Genomic DNA, 16199 nt, shown 5'->3' on the forward strand with positions numbered 1-16199 from the left:
GCGGCGAAGGACGGTAATGTCCGGCCAAATTTCAAAGCATTCGGAGACAGACATGGCCGGCCACAGCATTCCTCACTTCCAGAACGACGGCGGACACCGCGTGATCGAAGTCGGCGTGAAGGAATTCATGTGCACCGGCGCATCCGTGCCGTTCGACCATCCGCATATCTTCATCGACATGGGCGACGACAACGAAAAGGTCTGTTCCTATTGCTCGACCCTGTTTCGTTTCAATGGCGCGCTGAAGGCCAACCAGACGAACCCGGCCGGCTGCGTCTTCCATGTGAAGGCCGCCTGATCATTCTCTCCTGAAGATCGGACAAACGATGCCGGTCGAGCACGCCGCCATTGCGGGCGCAGGAATTGCAGGGCTGACAGCCGCGCTGGCACTGGCCAAACGGGGCATCCGTTCCGATATTTTCGAACAGGCCGGCGCACTGGCAGAGGTCGGTGCCGGCCTGCAGCTTTCCCCCAATGCATCGCGCATTCTCCGTGAACTCGGCGTTCTCGGCGAGATCGAGAAATGCTGGCTCGAGCCGGAGATGATCCGGCTCGTTGCGGGCGACACGTTGCGGCAGCTCGCTGCCGTTCCCGCCGGCCGTTTCGCCCGTGGGCGATGGGATGCTCCCTACGGCGTCCTGCACCGTGCAACGCTTCAGCGCGTGCTTCTGGATGCGGTGCGCGCCAATCCGCTCTGCCAGCTGCACCTTGGTACTCCAATCGAATCCGCAGGCTTGCCGTCTAATGGCCCGGGCGTGCTGATCGGCGCGGACGGCGTCTGGTCGAAGACGCGAGCCGCGATCGATGGTTCGCCTTCGCCCCGATTTTCCGGCAACATCGCCTATCGCTTCACGATCACAGCCGCCGCGGCGCCTGACTTTCTCGACAGGAACAGCGTCTCGGCGTTTCTCGGTGGATCGGTGCATCTCGTCTGCTATCCCCTGAAGGAAACGGCGAGCTTCAATCTCGTCGCCATCACCAGCGGCAATGAAAACACCGAGCGGTGGGATAGTGGCGCGGCGAGTCACCAGCTGGAGACTTTGCGTTCACGCTTCCGCGGCTGGCATCCCGAAGCTCTGTCCCTGCTTCGCAATATCGAGCCGACCTATTGGCCGCTCTATGAGGTATCTGAGGGATCGTGGCAGAACGGACGCGACCGCGTGCTGATCGGCGATGCTGCGCATGCGATGATGCCGTTCGCAGCCCAAGGCGCGGCCATGGCGATCGAAGATGCCTATGAGCTGGCTTATTTTCTGGGCAGCAATCCCATCGAGCGGGCCCTGCCCCGCTTCGAGGCGCATCGGGGCCCGCGGATCGCCAAGATCCGCAAGCGCGGCGCATTCAACCGCTTTGCCTATCACGCCGGCGGCCCTATCAGGATCGGGCGTGATATCGTGCTGTCGATGAAACCGCCGCAAAGCCTCGCGGCGGATCTCGACTGGATCTACGGCTACCGGCCGCTCGGCTGATCAGACGGTCTTGGCTGCTGCAAAGCCGCGTTCGATATCGGCCTTGATATCGGCAACGTCTTCGAGGCCGATCTGCAGGCGGATCAGCGGGCCCCCTTCCGGCGCCTTGGCGATACGGCGGTCGTGCAGGTTGACGTGAACGGCCAGGCATTCAAAGCCGCCCCAGGACCAGCCGAGCCCGAAGATGCTGAGCGCATCGAGGAAGGCATGGGCCTTCGCCTTGTATTGCTCGGCGGAATCGACCTTGAGCACGAAGGAGAAGATGCCGCTGGCGCCCTTGAAGTCACGCTTCCAGATGTCATGACCCTTGAAGCTCGGCAGTGCCGGATGCAGCACCTTGGCCACCTCTTCGCGGCCTTCCAGCCACTTGGCGAGCGCGAGCGCGCTTTCATTGTGACGCTCCAGACGGATGCCCATGGTGCGCAGACCGCGCAGCACCTGATAGGCGTCATCGGGGGCGCCGCAGATGCCGAGCGTGATGTTGGCTTCCTTCAGCTGCTCCCAATGCTTGGCATTGGCCGAGACGGTGCCCATCAGGATATCGGAATGGCCGGCCGGATATTTGGTTGCCGCGTGGATCGAGATATCGACGCCGAAATCGAGCGGGCGGAAATAGACGGGCGTGGCCCAGGTATTGTCCATGGCAACGACGGCGCCGTGCTTGTGGGCAATCGCGGCAATCGCCGGAATATCCTGCATCTCGAACGTGTTCGAGCCCGGCGCTTCCGTGTGGACGAGCCTGGTGTTCGGCTTGAACAGCTGCTCGATGCCGGCACCGATCGCCGGGTCGTAATATTCGACATCGACGCCCATGCGCGTCAGCATGGTGTCGCAGAAATGGCGGGTCGGCGTGTAGACGGAATCGACGATCAGCGCGTGATCGCCCGAAGACAGAAACGCGAGGAACGGCACGGTGACGGCGGCAAGACCCGACGGCACGAGGATCGTGCCCGCGGAACCTTCGAGCTCGTCGATCGCCTCACAGAGCGCATCGGTGGTCGGCGTGCCGCGGGTGCCATAGGTGTATTTCTGCCCGCGTGTTTCCATCGCCTTGGCATTCGGAAACAACACCGTCGATGCGTGCACGACGGGCGGATTGACGAAACCGTGATATTCCGAAGGGTCGTTGCCGATATGCGAGAGGCGGGTGTTGATACCGGCGTTCTGCAGGAGACCGTCTTTGTCTTTCATAGTCTGAAATAGCCTTTGGCGAGGGATGCAATGGGCGAGTTTTGGACCTCAGGAAAAGTCGGGTCAACCCCGTAGCCGCGACGGGCCGAAAATTACCCGGAACGTTAGTTTCGCAGATATATCAGTGAATTGCGCGGTATTTTTCCGCAAAACACTGCCCAAATACTATCCAACTGCCTATCAGAACGGCGCATTTTGCCAAAATGCCGAATTTTGCCGCATTTATTAGCCGCGACACTTGACCGTATTGGCATTTGCGACTGTGATAGAACCACTCGCGCCGGGAGGGTGTCGAGAAATTGGGGGGACAGGGTTTTCTTCGCCTCTCCTCCCACAAAAACATAAGACAACAGATAAAAGGTTGGGAAAAATGAAGATTAAGCTCCTGTCCGCCGCCGTCGGCGCAGCAGTTTTCGCTCTTGGCGCCCATGCGGCCTCGGCAACCACTCTTGAAGACGTGAAGGCAAAGGGCTTCGTTCAGTGCGGCGTCAACTCGGGCCTCCTGGGTTTCGCGCAGCCTGACGCATCCGGCAACTGGGCCGGCTTCGACGTTGATTTCTGCAAGGCCGTCGCTTCCGCCGTCTTCGGCGACCCGACCAAGGTCAAGTACACGCCTCTGTCCGCCAAAGACCGCTTCCCGGCCCTGCAGTCGGGCGAAGTCGACGTTCTCTCGCGCAACACCACCTGGACGATCAACCGCGACACCGCTCTCGGCTTCAACTTCCGTCCGGTCACCTATTACGACGGTCAGGGCTTCATGGTTCGCAAGAGCCTGAACGTGAAGTCGGCTCTCGAACTCTCTGGCGCCGCTGTCTGCGTACAGTCCGGCACCACGACCGAGCTCAACCTCGCCGACTACTTCAAGTCCAACAATCTTCAGTACAATCCGGTCGTTTTCGAGAAGCTCGAAGAAGTCAACGCTGCCTATGATTCCGGCCGTTGCGACGTCTACACGACCGACCAGTCCGGCCTCTACTCGCTGCGTCTGACGCTGAAGAACCCCGACGAGCACATGATCCTTCCGGAGATCATTTCCAAGGAGCCGCTCGGCCCGGCAGTGCGCCAGGGCGACGACCAGTGGTTCGATATCGTTTCGTGGACGGCTTACGCCCTCGTGAACGCTGAAGAATTCGGCATCACCCAGGCAAATGTCGACGAGATGAAGAACTCGCCGAACCCGGATATCAAGCGCTTCCTCGGCACCGAAGCCGATACCAAGATCGGTACCGACCTCGGCCTGACCAACGAGTGGGCCTACAACATCATCAAGGGCGTCGGTAACTACGGCGAAGTCTTCGAACGCAACGTCGGTCAGGGCAGCCCGCTGAAGATCGCACGCGGCCTGAACGCATTGTGGAACAAGGGCGGCATCCAGTACGCTCCACCGGTTCGCTAAGCTTTCGACAAGAATGCCGGAAAGGCGGGAAACTGCCTTTCCATCTTCAAAGAAAAAAAGCCCAAAAACGGGCGCATAGGGGATTAGGCTCGGCATGACGCAAGAGGCTGTGCACACTACACCTTTGCCGGAGAGCCGCTGGACGCTCCAGTCGGCACTTTACGACCCCAAATTCAGGGGCATCTTTTTCCAGGTTCTGACCGTACTTCTGCTGGTGCTGTTCGTGGCATGGGTCGCTCACAACACCGCGCTCAACCTGCAGCGCAGCAATACGGCATCTGGCTTCGCATTTCTCAACGGACGCGCCGGCTTCGAGATCGGCCAGTCGCTGATCCCGTATTCGAGCGATTCGACATATGGCCGCGCGCTCGTCGTCGGCATCCTGAACACCATTCTCGTTGCCGTCACCGGCATCATCACCGCGACGATCATCGGCTTTATCGTCGGCATCGGGCGCCTGTCGCACAACTGGCTGATCGCCAAGCTGTGCACCGTCTATGTCGAGGTGTTCCGCAACATCCCGCCGCTGCTCGTCATCTTCTTCTGGTATTCCGGAGTTCTGGCCGTGCTGCCGCAGCCGCGCGAATCCGTGCATCTGCCGTTCAGCATGTTCCTGAACAACCGTGGCCTCGCCTTCCCGAAGCCGATCTTCGATACCGGCATGTGGGCTGTCCTCGCAGCCTTGGTGATCGGCATCGTCGCCACCGTGATCATCGCCCGCTGGGCGCATAAGCGCCAGGCGGCAACGGGCAAGCAGTTCCATACGATCTGGGTGTCGATCGGGCTGATCGCCGGCCTGCCGATCCTGGCCTTCCTGGCGGCGGGTCTGCCGATGACCTTCGACGTTCCTGTCGCAGGCAAGTTCAATCTGACCGGCGGCTCCGTCGTCGGGCCGGAATTCATGTCGCTGTTCCTGGCGCTGTCCTTCTACACCGCGGCCTTCATCGCCGAAATCGTGCGTGCCGGTATCCGGGGCGTGCCGAAGGGACAGTCGGAAGCGGCAGGCGCACTCGGCCTGCATCCATCCTCCGTCACCCGCCTCGTCGTGGTGCCGCAGGCCTTCCGCATCATCATCCCGCCACTTACCAGCCAGTATCTCAACCTGACCAAGAACTCATCGCTGGCAATCGCCGTCGGCTTCTCGGATCTCGTTGCCGTCGGCGGTACGACGCTCAACCAGACCGGCCAGTCGATCGAAGTCGTGGTCATCTGGATTGCCGTCTACCTCACCCTCAGCATTCTGACGTCGCTATTCATGAACTGGTTCAACGGCAAAATGGCACTGGTGGAGAGATAAGATGTCGGGTTCCAACATTTCTTTCGTCCGCAACGCCATGCTGCAGCCGGAACCGGCTCCATCCAGCGAACGCGGCGCAATCGCCTGGATCAGGCGCAACCTGCTGGCGACGCCGAAGGACATCATCCTGACGGTGATCGCCATCGCAGTTCTCGCCTGGGTGCTGCCGCACATGATCAACTGGCTGTTCATCCAGGCCGTCTGGACCGGTACGGACCGCACCTTCTGCGCCACCACCGTTCAGGGCGGCACGCAGCCCGATGGCTGGAGCGGCGCCTGCTGGGCCTTCGTCAACGCCAAGCTCGACCAGTTCGTCTATGGCCGCTACCCGCTCAGCGACCGCTGGCGTCCGACGCTTGTTTTCATCATGTTCGCCGCCCTTCTGGTGCCGATGCTGATGCCGTCGATGCCGCGCAAAGGGCTGAACGCGCTGCTGCTCTTCGTGGCGCTGCCGCTCGTTTCGCTCTGGCTGCTGTATGGCGGTCTCGGTCTCGAAGTCGTCGAAACCCCGCTCTGGGGCGGCCTTCTGGTGACGCTCGTCGTCTCCTTCGTCGGCATCGCGGTCTCCCTGCCCTTCGGCATCATCCTGGCGCTCGGGCGCCGCTCGAAGATGCCTGTCGTGAAGATGGTCTGCGTCATCTTCATCGAAGTCATCCGCGGCATTCCGCTGATCACCGTCCTGTTCATGGCCAGCGTCATGTTGCCGCTGTTCCTGCCGCAGGGCTGGAACGTCGACAAGCTGCTGCGCGCCGTGATCGGCGTGTCGATCTTCGCGTCGGCCTATATGGCAGAGGTCATCCGCGGCGGTCTGCAGGCCATTCCGAAGGGCCAGTACGAAGGCGCGGATTCGCTTGGATTGGGCTATTGGCAGAAGATGCGCCTGATCGTGCTGCCTCAGGCGATCAAGCTCGTCATCCCCGGCATCGTCAATACGTTCATCGGCATGTTCAAAGATACCTCGCTGGTCTCGATCATCAGCATGTTCGACCTGCTCGGCATCGTCCGTCTGAACTTCTCCGACGGCAACTGGGCATCAGCCGTAACACCGTTGACAGGTCTGATCTTTGCGGGTTTTGTCTTCTGGATTTTCTGCTTCGGCATGTCTCGCTATTCGGTGTTCATGGAACGCCATCTCGACACCGGCCACAAACGATAAGAATTGAGGGTAACAAATATGGCTGAAGCTCAAACCAAGAAGCTCACCGTCTCCACGACCGAGGTCGCCGTCGATATCGTCAACATGAACAAGTGGTATGGCGATTTCCACGTTCTGCGCGACATCAACCTGAAGGTCATGCGCGGCGAGCGCATCGTCATCGCCGGCCCGTCGGGCTCCGGCAAGTCGACGATGATCCGCTGCATCAACCGTCTGGAAGAGCACCAGAAGGGTCAGATCGTCGTCGATGGCACCGAACTCACGAACGACCTCAAGAAGATCGACGAAGTGCGCCGCGAAGTCGGGATGGTGTTCCAGCACTTCAACCTCTTCCCGCATCTGACGATCCTGGAAAACTGCACGCTGGCGCCGATCTGGGTGCGCAAGATGCCGAAGAAGCAGGCGGAAGAAGTCGCCATGCACTTCCTGAAGCGCGTCAAGATTCCGGAACAGGCAAACAAGTATCCAGGCCAGCTCTCCGGTGGCCAGCAGCAGCGCGTGGCAATCGCCCGTTCGCTCTGCATGAACCCGAAGATCATGCTGTTCGATGAGCCGACCTCGGCGCTCGATCCTGAAATGATCAAGGAAGTGCTGGATACGATGGTCGGTCTGGCCGAAGAGGGCATGACCATGCTCTGCGTCACCCACGAAATGGGCTTTGCCCGCCAGGTCGCCAACCGCGTCATCTTTATGGACCAGGGCCAGATCGTCGAGCAGAATTCGCCGGCCGAATTCTTCGACAATCCGCAGCACGAGCGCACCAAGCTGTTCCTCAGCCAGATCCTGCATTAAGCGGATAACAGATCAGAAAAAGCCGCCGGAGCGATCCGGCGGCTTTTTTGTTTGCGGCTTTAGCGGGATGCCAGCGTCCGCAGCATCTTGCAGAGACCGGTCAGCCCGGCATCATAGCCACCAGAGGCAATGTCGCGGCAGCGAACCAGCATCTTCCTCTGATCACTGGCATCCATCCTGCTGAATTCGCGGGTCACCGCACTCGGCGTCATCCCGCTTCCACTGCCGCCACCAGATGCACCACCACCGGACGAGCCGCCGCCGATACCAAGGCCGAGATTGGCGCCTGCGCCATTGCCGATATTTGCGCCCACATTGGCGTTGATGCCGTTCGACCCGCCGATCGACGCGGTGACATCCGTATCGAGGATATTACCATTGCTGCCGCCGACAGTTGCGCCGGCATTGGCGTTCACACCACTGCTGCCGCCAGCCGATACGCCGGCATCGACGTCTGCGAGGTTGCCACTGCCGCCCGCATTGGCGCCGACCGCCGCATTCACGCCATTGCTGCCGCCGACGCTGGCTTTCACATCGGCATCAACGAGACCGCCGGACCCGCCGACCGTTGCGTTGGTATTCGCATTGACGCCACCGGAGCCACCGACGGAAGCGCCGACATTGGCGCCAACGCCGCCGGAACTTCCGGAGCCGAGGCCGACACTGGCATTGACGCCGTTGCTGCCGCCGATGGAGATATCGAGAGCGTGCACAGAACTGACCGGCATGACGAAAATCGAGCAGGCGGATGCAAGGACGGCGATCGCGGTCCTCGAATGAGCGTAAGTCATGATATTCCTCCGTTTTCTCAATGCCGGATCACCGGCAGCCGAAAATCGACGGAACGCGCGCACCTTCGATCAAATGGACCGGGCCTCCAGCCCGGTCCTTGGACACGGCCGTTGGCCGGTCCGTGGACTTGGCCATCGCGGTCAGGTCCATGAAAAGCGAACGCAGTAATATTAGCATTGTTTCACGCAAGAATGAGCCACGGTTACCGCGAAGCAAAGATCCGGCCAAAGCGTGCCGGAAGCATACACTTCTTCGTCAACAGGCGGCGGTTGGCGAATCGCTGTGATACCGGCCATAGACAAGAGCGAGCGAAAGCCTAATTGCCTGAGATAACAAACAACCGACGGAGCAGCCCGATGAAACTCTCTCTTGCCGCAGCGATCATCGCGGGTGCTGTTCTTTCCGGCTGCACGGCGACCGGCGATATCTCCGGCCCAGGCCTGGCACCGATCCCGGGCAGCATCACCTATAACGGCCAACCCCGGACGAAGCTGACCAAGTCGCCGATCGGCTCGCAGTTTCCGCACACCTTCGTCGACAATCGCGGCCGCGAGGTCGAGGAAACCTACATCATCCGGCCGGACCGCAGCCTGATGATCGCCAATCGCGTCTATCGCCCGATCTTCCGCTGGAACGATTGATTCCGGCAAACAGGCCTGCGTTTCCGGTGGCGCTCCTGCTCTCGTCCCTTGCCGCATGGAACGGCTCTGCGATGCAGTCACGGGCCGGACAGCGGCAACAGCAATGACCGCCTCGGGAACAAATAAGCGTGAATGTCAGTTTCCCTCCCATGTGAAGAGGAGAAGAGACAATGACATACGACCCGAACAACCTGAATGACCCGAACCGTCCGCTGGATCCGGCGGGCACTCCCGACTACCGCGCCACCCCTGTCCGCGCTGAAAAATCCAACGCCTGGGTCGGCTGGGTGGCAGCGATCGCCGTGGTCGCCGTCGCGGCCTTTGCCTATACGGAGTGGAACGGCACGCCGACTACCGACCCGCAGACGACGGCATCGACGCAATCGGAACCGGCAGCACCGGCACCGGCTCCCGTAAAGCCGATGGCACCGGCCGATACAAACGCTACTCCGGCCCCGGCTACGCCGCCCGCAGCCGGTGGCAACACCCCGCAGTAAGCGAGAAAAGGCCCGGTTCATCACCGGGCCTTTTTCAATCATCATGCCTTCGGCATCATGTGCATTAAGCTTACCGGCTAACCGTCCGGCGAAGAACGCGTTGAAGCCGCGGCACGCCGGAGGCATACAATGCCTCACGCCCCTCGTAGCTCAACGTCAGAGCAGCTGCGCCGTTAGCAGCCGATCCAGGTTCAATTCCTCGGCAGGGGCACCAAGGCGCCGCTTTTGCGTTCAAAATTTTCGGAAAAAAGAATTGGCGACCCCTGCAGGATTCGAACCTGCGACCACCTGCTTAGAAGGCAGGTGCTCTATCCAGCTGAGCTAAGGGGCCATCCGGCCGCTATCCAGCGATAGCGGCGAAACGCGGCATACACGGACACTCAGTGCGTCCAGGGCTGTGTGCGGGTATAACGGAAATTATCCGGATAGGCGACAGTCTGGCGGATCGGATCCTTGGGCTGCAGCACCCGGTATTCGATGCCGTTGCGCTTGGCATAGGCTTCGGCCAGTTCCTGGCTTTCGAAGGTCAGCTTGACCTGCTGGCGCATGTCGCCCGAAGAGGTGTAGCCCATGATCGGATCGATCTTGCGCGGCTGCTCCTGATCGAACTCGAGCACCCAGAGATGCGTCTTGGCCTTGCCGGACTGCATGGCGGTCTTGGCTGGACGGTAGATCTTGGCAGACATCGCTGCATTCGCCTCCGGATACGCGGACAACATCCGCTGGAATTTCAAACTGCCGCGCCGTCACCAGCACGGTTCCCTCCGCTCTATCTAACGCAAAGAGATGAATTTTGCTTATCCGCGAATCCCTGCGGTTTCAAGAAAAAAGCCGAGCCGCACCCAACTGCCGCTGCTTACTTGGCGGCAAGCTTGTCCGTGGGCCGCCGGCAGGGGGAGATAAGGTCGAGCGACGCATCGCGGACGCTGGTTTCCACCTCCATCAGGCCGAGAACGCTGTGGAAGAGGTTATCGTGCGAGGCAGGCAGCTTGGCGCGAGCGGCAATGCAGGCGGTGTCGAGCCGCGTCTCGCTGGCGAAATCATCCGACAGCCACAGCGCCATCGGCACATGCGTCTGCTCCTTCGGCGCGATGAAATAGGGCGCGCCATGCAGATAGATGCCGTTTTCGCCCAGCGATTCGCCGTGGTCGGAGAGATAGATCATCGAACCGGCCAGCGCGGCCTGATGCGCCTTCAGCTTGTCGATCACCGCGGCCAGCACCTGGTCGGTCATGACAACGGTGTTGTCATAGGCGTTGGTGATTTCTTCCGGCTTGCAGGTGGCGAAATCGGCGGCGCGGCAATCGGGGGTAAAGCGCCGGGCGCTGTCGGAATAGCGCAGATAATAGGCCGGGCCGTGGCTCCCCAGCTGGTGCAGCACAAGCACGCTGTCGCCCTTGACGCTGGAAAGCCAGTCATCGAGTTTGTCGAGCAGGATGGTGTCCAGGCACTCGCCGTCCTTGCAGAACCGCGGATCGCGGCTGTCAGGCAGATACTTGTACTTGATGCGGTCGGCGACGCCGTACATGCCGGTATCGTTGTCCCACCATTCGACGCCGACCTTGGCGTGGCCGAGAACATCGATCAGGTTATCGGTGACCAGCCCCTTGCGGTAGCTGTATTCCGTCCGCTTATAGACCGAGAACATGCAAGGAATGGAGACGGCCGTCTCCGTGCCACAACTGGTGACATCGGGGAAGAAGGTGACGCCGCGCGCCTTCATCTCCGGATTGGTATCGCGGCCATAGCCGCCGAGCGAAAAGTCCTGCCCGCGGGCCGTCTCTCCGGCAACGATGATCAGCACACGCGGCTTGGCCGGGGAAGCCGCGGGGATCTGGTGCGCGTCCGTGCCGATCGGCTGACGCACGAGATTGAGATTGTCGCCATAGGTCGCGGTGAAATAGACCGCGCTGCCCAGCGGAAAATGCGGATTGATGGTCATCATCAGATCGCGATGGATGCGGCCGACGGCGGCATAGGTCGGATAGAAGCCCATGCCGATCACCGCGATGACTGTGATGCAGGGCACGATCACCGCCATATTGTGCAGAAACTTGCTGGGGAACGGCCGGTGGACGACACGCACGGCAGAGATGAACAGCGACGGCAGGACGCCGGCCAGCAGCATATAGAGAATGAATTTCGTGGTGATCAGGTGCTGCGCTTCCGACTGCGTCGTGACGGCGGCATTGCGGATCATCTCACGGTCGATGATGACGCCGAACCTGTCTGTGAACCAGGCGGCCGCGACAGCCGCCAGCAACAGCAGAATCAGCACCGGCTTTATGAGATATTTGACCGAAACGGTGACGGCGATCGCCACGGTCAGCGCGATCATGCCGACAACGAATCCGGCGAAAGCCAGCCGGTGGCCGTCGAAATAGACATAGGCCCGGCTCCAGAACGTGTAATTGGCAACAGCGAGAATATAGAGCGAAACGATGACGGCGAGCGTGATGCTGCCGATCTTGGGGCGCATCCGCGCCGTCTTCAGTGTCATGGCCATGCTGTCAGGTTCGCTCCGCGCCGGGCGGACCATCCGACTCAAGCCTCTGGCCGCCCATCTTAAAATCCGGGCGACCATGGAGAGGCTTCCTGACACTATCCTGAATGCAAAAGCCGCATTTAAGGATGGGACAAACGCGTTTTTGATATTGCGGCCCCCCGGCGAAGCGTGTATTGCCCCCTCACACGGAGTGTAGCGCAGTCTGGTAGCGCATCTGGTTTGGGACCAGAGGGTCGGGAGTTCGAATCTCTCCACTCCGACCATTTTTCCCTAGATTTCTACGGTAAGCAGGCGGTCGTCCGCTGGTATGGGAGCCGGTTATGCAAGTCGAAATCCCCTGCCCCAAATGCGGCAAGACCCGGATGAATTTCCCGCGCCCGCAGCCGCTCGATAACGACATCATCAGCTGCTACAGCTGCAATTTCGAGCTTGGCACCTATGGTTCGGTCAAGGCGAAGATGGCGCGCTTCATGGAACGCATGCGTCAGGCTGCGGTGACCCAGGCGCAGGCTGCAAAGAAGAAGCAGTAACTTCCCCTTATTTTTTCGTGATCGTCGCGCTGGCGGCCTTGTCGCCAGTCTTGATGCCGAGCTTCTTGACTGTGCCGGCGTTCAGCTCAACGACGTATTTCACCTCGCCCATCGAATCGATGATGTCCTCCGAAAAGGGCACGGCATTTTCCTTGATGTGACGGATGACGCCCTTGCTGTCGATGAACAGCATATCGAGCGGCAGGACGGTGTTCTCCATCCACATGGTCACCCGGCGCGACTGCCCGAAATCAAACAGCATTCCGGCATTCTCAGGCATTTCCTTGCGATACATCAACCCATACTGACGCTGCTCGTTCGTCGAGGCGATCTCGACGGTGAAGTTCAGCATCTTGCCGGAGGCCGTTTGCACGGCCAGCGGCTCCTTGTCGAAGACCATCTGCTGTTGCTGCTGGGCAAAAGCAGGTGCTGCCACAATGAAAAAAAGCGCCAATAAGGCGCCTTTGATTCTATGCATTCTCATCAATCCTGAACATCAGTGTGCACGGCTTGCCGGGCTCGGCATATCCGGGTGAATCTCGGCGGCCATCAGACCCTTGTCACCGGGCCCGAAGCGCACCAGCACGACCTGGCCGGGGCGCAGCTCGGTGAGGCCGAAGCGGCGCAGCGTTTCCATATGGACGAAGATATCTTCCGTGCCTTCGCCGCGCGTCAGGAAGCCGAAGCCCTTGGTGCGGTTGAACCACTTCACCAGAGCCCGCTCCAGGCCGCTCGTCGCGATGACCTGCACATGGGTGCGCACCGGCGGCAGCTGCGAGGGATGGATTGCCGTGGACTGGTCCATCGAGAGGATCTTGAAGGCTTGATAGCCACGTTCGCGGCGCTGGATCAGCGCGACGATCCGGGTGCCCTCAAGGATCGTCTGATAGCCATCGCGGCGCAGACAGGTCACATGAAGGAGCACGTCCTGCATGCCGTTGTCGGGGACTATGAAACCGAATCCCTTGGCGACATCGAACCACTTAACGACACCGGTGATTTCAATGAGATCGACGCTATCCCCCGATAGCTCTTCGAGCTCAATGAACTCCTTCGATGAAATCCTATCAGCCATGTCGCCAGCCCCTCATTACGCGTCACACTGTTACGGTTAACTGATTCTTGAAATCAAGATTAACATCTTGGTAACGGATAAGCGCAAGTCCTGTTTTCGGTTATTCCCAGTTGCTGATTTTAGCGTCATGTCTTGCCCGAAGCTGACGTCCGCTCGCCTATCCGGGTTATGACCCAACATTCGAAAGGAAATAGAATGCGTTATCTCCATAGCATGGTCCGCGTGAAGGACCTCGATGCCTCGCTGCATTTCTACTGCACATTGTTCGGACTGAAAGAAATCCGTCGCTCGGAGAACGAAAAGGGCCGTTTCACGCTCGTTTTCCTTGCTGCCACCAACGACATTTCCGACGCTGAAGCCTATGGCGCCCCCTGCCTCGAGCTGACCTATAACTGGGACACGGAGGATTATACCGGTGGACGCAACTTTGGTCACCTCGCCTATGAGGTGGATGACATCTACGCCACCTGCCAGCAGCTGATGGACAGTGGAATCACCATTAACCGCCCGCCCCGCGACGGCCGCATGGCCTTCGTCCGCTCTCCGGACGGTATCTCGATCGAGATTCTGCAGAAGAATGGCAGCTTGCCGGCAGCCGAACCCTGGCTTTCCATGGGCAATACCGGCGTCTGGTAGGCCGAGGCTTTAGTGAGGCTTGCGGCTTTTGCGATTTCCGGCCCGAGACGCCGGTTCGCACTTGCCGCATCCAGCCGCCGCAGGCACCTTCCGGTCAATTCCTGCAGTCGGGCTAGCGCCGGGCTGCTTCAGTTTTGACCGGAGAGCCTACGCTTGCCCCATCTTCGAACCCGTCCGTGCCTGCTTCTTGCCGCAGTCTCGACGCTTGCGCTTGCAGGCTGCGTGTCCGACCAGAAGGCACTTGATTCTGCAGCTGCTGCACCCGCGCCGGCCGCCGCGCAGCAGGCGGCGAGCGCTCCCGCCGGCCAGCCCGGCGCCAAGACGGCAGGCTATCGCGACCCGATGGTCGCAGCGGCCGGAGGCCAGCAGCAGACAGCGGCGATGGATCCCAATGCCGCGAACATGCCGCCCGGCGCACCGCAGATGCAGCCCGCCAATATCGGTGGCATGGCGATGCAATCGACCCGCATCAATGCCAATGCAATGAGCATCTTCTCGGCGCAGCCCGCACCGCCTCAGAACAACCGCACCTCGACGGTCATCCAGCCGGCCGATGCAAACGCGTATGCACCAGTGCAGGGCGGATTTGCAACGTCGCGCGGCGGCGTCTTCGGGACGCCCCAACAGCAACAGCAGCGACAACAGGCGCCGCAGGGCGAAATTCTGCCGCCGCAACAATCGTCGCAGAATACCACCAGCACCCAGGTTGCGCCCTATCAGGCAGCGTCGCTGGCAACAGGCAGCCTGCAGGGCGCCTCCACCAACGCGCTTTATGCCGCGCCGAAGCAGAACCTGCTCGGCAGCCTCTCCGGGCTCCTGCAGAAGGCCTCGCTGCCCGGCATGACACGCGTGGCGCCGAATGGCATCCATGTGCAGAACGCCAATGTCGAGGTCAGCTGTTTCAAGCCCAACCTCCTGAACGTCATCAAGACGGTCGAGACCCATTTCGGCCGTCCGGTGATCGTCACGTCGGGTTACCGCGATCCGGAGCACAATCGTCAGGTTGGCGGCGCCGAGGAATCGATGCACAAGAGCTGCGACGCCGCCGACATCCAGATCGACGGCGTCTCGAAATGGGATATCGCCAGCTATATCCGCTCGCTTCCCGGCCGCGGCGGTGTCGGCACCTATTGCCACACGGATTCGGTCCATCTCGACACCGGAAACAATCGCGACTGGAACTGGGGATGCGGCGCCCGGCGCAACACGCCGCCAAGCGCCCGCGCCATCTGAAGGACGTCACGGTTTTTGCCGTGCCGCAACGTCACCTGACGTCCCTCTTCGAAAGAGTTTTCGCAGAGCGTTGATTTAACTCGAAAAAATCCCGCCGGTCGTGGCGTGTCATTTTTTTGAAGGAAATGCGAATTTCCCGCTTGCGGGATTCAAAGACCCTGACTATAAGGGCGCCACCACGAAGGAAGCGCCCTTCGTCTATCGGTTAGGACACCAGATTTTCATTCTGGGAAGAGGGGTTCGACTCCCCTAGGGCGTGCCACTTCTCTCTTTCATTTTCAATGATCGAGACGCTTGCGGAGCGATCTGCTTCTTCCTGTTTCCATCCAGAAAAACTGGCTTTTCGAGTATTCTTCGCGACGGCGGATTGTCATCGTTGGATGGCGATTAGAATCCTTTGGTGCGCGGCCGGCAAAGAAAGCCCCGCCGAAGCGGGGCTCTCTCCTTAACCGTCATTGGCTCTCGCCTTCGGACCTTCCTTGCTGCTCACCGAGGCGGTCTTGCCGTCGGGTTGCTGGCCGACATAGGTTCCGCCGAGATGGCCGCCACCGCTGGTGTTTTCGACCTGGCGCTCGGCGCGCTTCTGGATTTCCTTTGCATCAGTCTTGCTCATATCTGTCTCCATTGTTGAGGTGGTGACATCTGGAAAACCGGTGCCGGCGGAATTCGTTTCAATCTTTTTGGGTCAGCGGCTGCAAACCGCGTTCTGCCGATCCTACCGCGAGGCGCGGCATCCCCTGTATTCCAGGGACTTCGCCGCCTGCTGCAAGCTATTTCCACAAGCTCAGAAAAAATCTACGGAATTTCGCATTTTACCGCTTGCGGCTCAGAAAGGTGCTGACTATAAGGGCGCCACCACGAAGGAAGCGCCCTTCGTCTATCGGTTAGGACACCAGATTTTCATTCTGGGAAGAGGGGTTCGACTCCCCTAGGGCGTGCCACTTCTCTCTCGATTTCTGAGAGAATGTTTTTAAGTTTCGTGGACCTT

18 protein-coding genes and 5 tRNA genes are annotated in these 16199 nt (G+C 60.2%); 15 read left to right on the top strand and 8 right to left on the bottom strand.

Translation table 11 applies throughout. The features are described 5' to 3' along the window. Positions 1-52 precede the first annotated feature (52 nt). Positions 53-298, top strand: coding sequence for a zinc-finger domain-containing protein (locus AB4Z25_RS04940; protein WP_112388092.1), 246 nt, complete (start codon positions 53-55; stop codon positions 296-298). Between the two features lie 28 nt (positions 299-326). Next, the gene (locus tag AB4Z25_RS04945; RefSeq protein ID WP_442207882.1) at positions 327-1469 is read left to right on the top strand and encodes an FAD-dependent monooxygenase; all 1143 of its coding nucleotides are present in this window, start codon (positions 327-329) and stop codon (positions 1467-1469) included. Here AB4Z25_RS04945 and AB4Z25_RS04950 read toward each other — a convergent pair whose 3' ends face one another. After that, positions 1470-2660 carry a cystathionine beta-lyase gene (locus AB4Z25_RS04950; protein ID WP_112539571.1) on the bottom strand — a complete coding sequence of 397 codons (1191 nt, stop codon included), beginning with the start codon at positions 2658-2660 and terminating at the stop codon, positions 1470-1472. A gap of 370 nt (positions 2661-3030) precedes the next feature. On the opposite strand from AB4Z25_RS04950, the gene AB4Z25_RS04955 reads away from it, so the two are divergent. From AB4Z25_RS04955 to AB4Z25_RS04970, 4 genes are all read left to right on the top strand, one after another. After that, on the top strand, positions 3031-4056 hold the full coding sequence (locus tag AB4Z25_RS04955) for an amino acid ABC transporter substrate-binding protein (protein WP_112388089.1): 1026 nt from the start codon (positions 3031-3033) through the stop codon (positions 4054-4056). Positions 4057-4150: 94 nt separating this feature from the next. Continuing rightward, positions 4151-5353 carry an amino acid ABC transporter permease gene (locus AB4Z25_RS04960; protein ID WP_112539574.1) on the top strand — a complete coding sequence of 401 codons (1203 nt, stop codon included), beginning with the start codon at positions 4151-4153 and terminating at the stop codon, positions 5351-5353. 1 nt (position 5354) lies between these two features. Continuing rightward, positions 5355-6509 carry an amino acid ABC transporter permease gene (locus AB4Z25_RS04965; protein ID WP_112388087.1) on the top strand — a complete coding sequence of 385 codons (1155 nt, stop codon included), beginning with the start codon at positions 5355-5357 and terminating at the stop codon, positions 6507-6509. Between the two features lie 18 nt (positions 6510-6527). After that, the gene (locus AB4Z25_RS04970; protein WP_112388086.1) at positions 6528-7301 is read left to right on the top strand and encodes an amino acid ABC transporter ATP-binding protein; all 774 of its coding nucleotides are present in this window, start codon (positions 6528-6530) and stop codon (positions 7299-7301) included. A 59-nt stretch (positions 7302-7360) separates the two neighbouring features. Here the strand turns inward: AB4Z25_RS04970 and AB4Z25_RS04975 are convergent, their stop codons facing one another. Further along, positions 7361-8092 carry a hypothetical protein gene (locus AB4Z25_RS04975; protein WP_112539575.1) on the bottom strand — a complete coding sequence of 244 codons (732 nt, stop codon included), beginning with the start codon at positions 8090-8092 and terminating at the stop codon, positions 7361-7363. Between the two features lie 357 nt (positions 8093-8449). On the opposite strand from AB4Z25_RS04975, the gene AB4Z25_RS04980 reads away from it, so the two are divergent. From AB4Z25_RS04980 to AB4Z25_RS04990, 3 genes are all read left to right on the top strand, one after another. Then, complete coding sequence (locus AB4Z25_RS04980; protein ID WP_112388084.1) at positions 8450-8734, top strand: hypothetical protein; 285 nt, start codon at positions 8450-8452, stop codon at positions 8732-8734. A gap of 170 nt (positions 8735-8904) precedes the next feature. Continuing rightward, entirely contained in the window at positions 8905-9231 is a 327-nt protein-coding gene (locus tag AB4Z25_RS04985) for a hypothetical protein (protein WP_112388083.1), read from the top strand. A gap of 138 nt (positions 9232-9369) precedes the next feature. Next, a tRNA-Thr gene (locus AB4Z25_RS04990) sits at positions 9370-9445 on the top strand. A 40-nt stretch (positions 9446-9485) separates the two neighbouring features. Here the strand turns inward: AB4Z25_RS04990 and AB4Z25_RS04995 are convergent. From AB4Z25_RS04995 to AB4Z25_RS05005, 3 genes are all read right to left on the bottom strand, one after another. Then, positions 9486-9562 (bottom strand) — tRNA-Arg (locus AB4Z25_RS04995). Between the two features lie 49 nt (positions 9563-9611). Continuing rightward, positions 9612-9917, bottom strand: a complete 306-nt coding sequence (locus tag AB4Z25_RS05000; RefSeq protein WP_112388167.1) for an ETC complex I subunit — start codon at positions 9915-9917, stop codon at positions 9612-9614. A 170-nt stretch (positions 9918-10087) separates the two neighbouring features. After that, positions 10088-11731 carry a phosphoethanolamine transferase gene (locus tag AB4Z25_RS05005; RefSeq protein WP_442207903.1) on the bottom strand — a complete coding sequence of 548 codons (1644 nt, stop codon included), beginning with the start codon at positions 11729-11731 and terminating at the stop codon, positions 10088-10090. Between the two features lie 192 nt (positions 11732-11923). On the opposite strand from AB4Z25_RS05005, the gene AB4Z25_RS05010 reads away from it, so the two are divergent. Together AB4Z25_RS05010 and AB4Z25_RS05015 are read left to right on the top strand one after the other, a co-directional pair. Then, positions 11924-12000: transfer RNA gene (locus tag AB4Z25_RS05010), tRNA-Pro, on the top strand. Between the two features lie 57 nt (positions 12001-12057). Then, complete coding sequence (locus AB4Z25_RS05015; protein WP_148194348.1) at positions 12058-12267, top strand: hypothetical protein; 210 nt, start codon at positions 12058-12060, stop codon at positions 12265-12267. A gap of 7 nt (positions 12268-12274) precedes the next feature. Here AB4Z25_RS05015 and AB4Z25_RS05020 read toward each other — a convergent pair whose 3' ends face one another. Together AB4Z25_RS05020 and AB4Z25_RS05025 are read right to left on the bottom strand one after the other, a co-directional pair. Further along, the gene (locus tag AB4Z25_RS05020) at positions 12275-12751 is read right to left on the bottom strand and encodes a DUF192 domain-containing protein (protein ID WP_112539620.1); all 477 of its coding nucleotides are present in this window, start codon (positions 12749-12751) and stop codon (positions 12275-12277) included. A 12-nt stretch (positions 12752-12763) separates the two neighbouring features. Further along, positions 12764-13342, bottom strand: coding sequence for a cold-shock protein (locus AB4Z25_RS05025; protein WP_442207883.1), 579 nt, complete (start codon positions 13340-13342; stop codon positions 12764-12766). A 195-nt stretch (positions 13343-13537) separates the two neighbouring features. Between AB4Z25_RS05025 and AB4Z25_RS05030 the strand changes: the two genes are divergently transcribed. The 3 genes from AB4Z25_RS05030 to AB4Z25_RS05040 all read left to right on the top strand — a co-directional run bounded on the left by AB4Z25_RS05030 (position 13538) and on the right by AB4Z25_RS05040 (position 15473). Beyond that, the gene (locus AB4Z25_RS05030; RefSeq protein WP_442207884.1) at positions 13538-13978 is read left to right on the top strand and encodes a VOC family protein; all 441 of its coding nucleotides are present in this window, start codon (positions 13538-13540) and stop codon (positions 13976-13978) included. A 153-nt stretch (positions 13979-14131) separates the two neighbouring features. Then, the gene (locus tag AB4Z25_RS05035) at positions 14132-15211 is read left to right on the top strand and encodes a YcbK family protein (protein WP_442207885.1); all 1080 of its coding nucleotides are present in this window, start codon (positions 14132-14134) and stop codon (positions 15209-15211) included. 187 nt (positions 15212-15398) lie between these two features. After that, positions 15399-15473, top strand: a tRNA-Glu gene (locus tag AB4Z25_RS05040). Between the two features lie 183 nt (positions 15474-15656). Here the strand turns inward: AB4Z25_RS05040 and AB4Z25_RS05045 are convergent. Continuing rightward, positions 15657-15824, bottom strand: coding sequence for a hypothetical protein (locus AB4Z25_RS05045; RefSeq protein ID WP_442207886.1), 168 nt, complete (start codon positions 15822-15824; stop codon positions 15657-15659). Between the two features lie 253 nt (positions 15825-16077). On the opposite strand from AB4Z25_RS05045, the gene AB4Z25_RS05050 reads away from it, so the two are divergent. Next, positions 16078-16152 (top strand) — tRNA-Glu (locus AB4Z25_RS05050). Positions 16153-16199: the final 47 nt, after the last annotated feature.

It is taken from the genome of Rhizobium sp. RAF36 (assembly GCF_052114105.1).
In the GTDB taxonomy this organism is placed as follows: domain Bacteria; phylum Pseudomonadota; class Alphaproteobacteria; order Rhizobiales; family Rhizobiaceae; genus Rhizobium.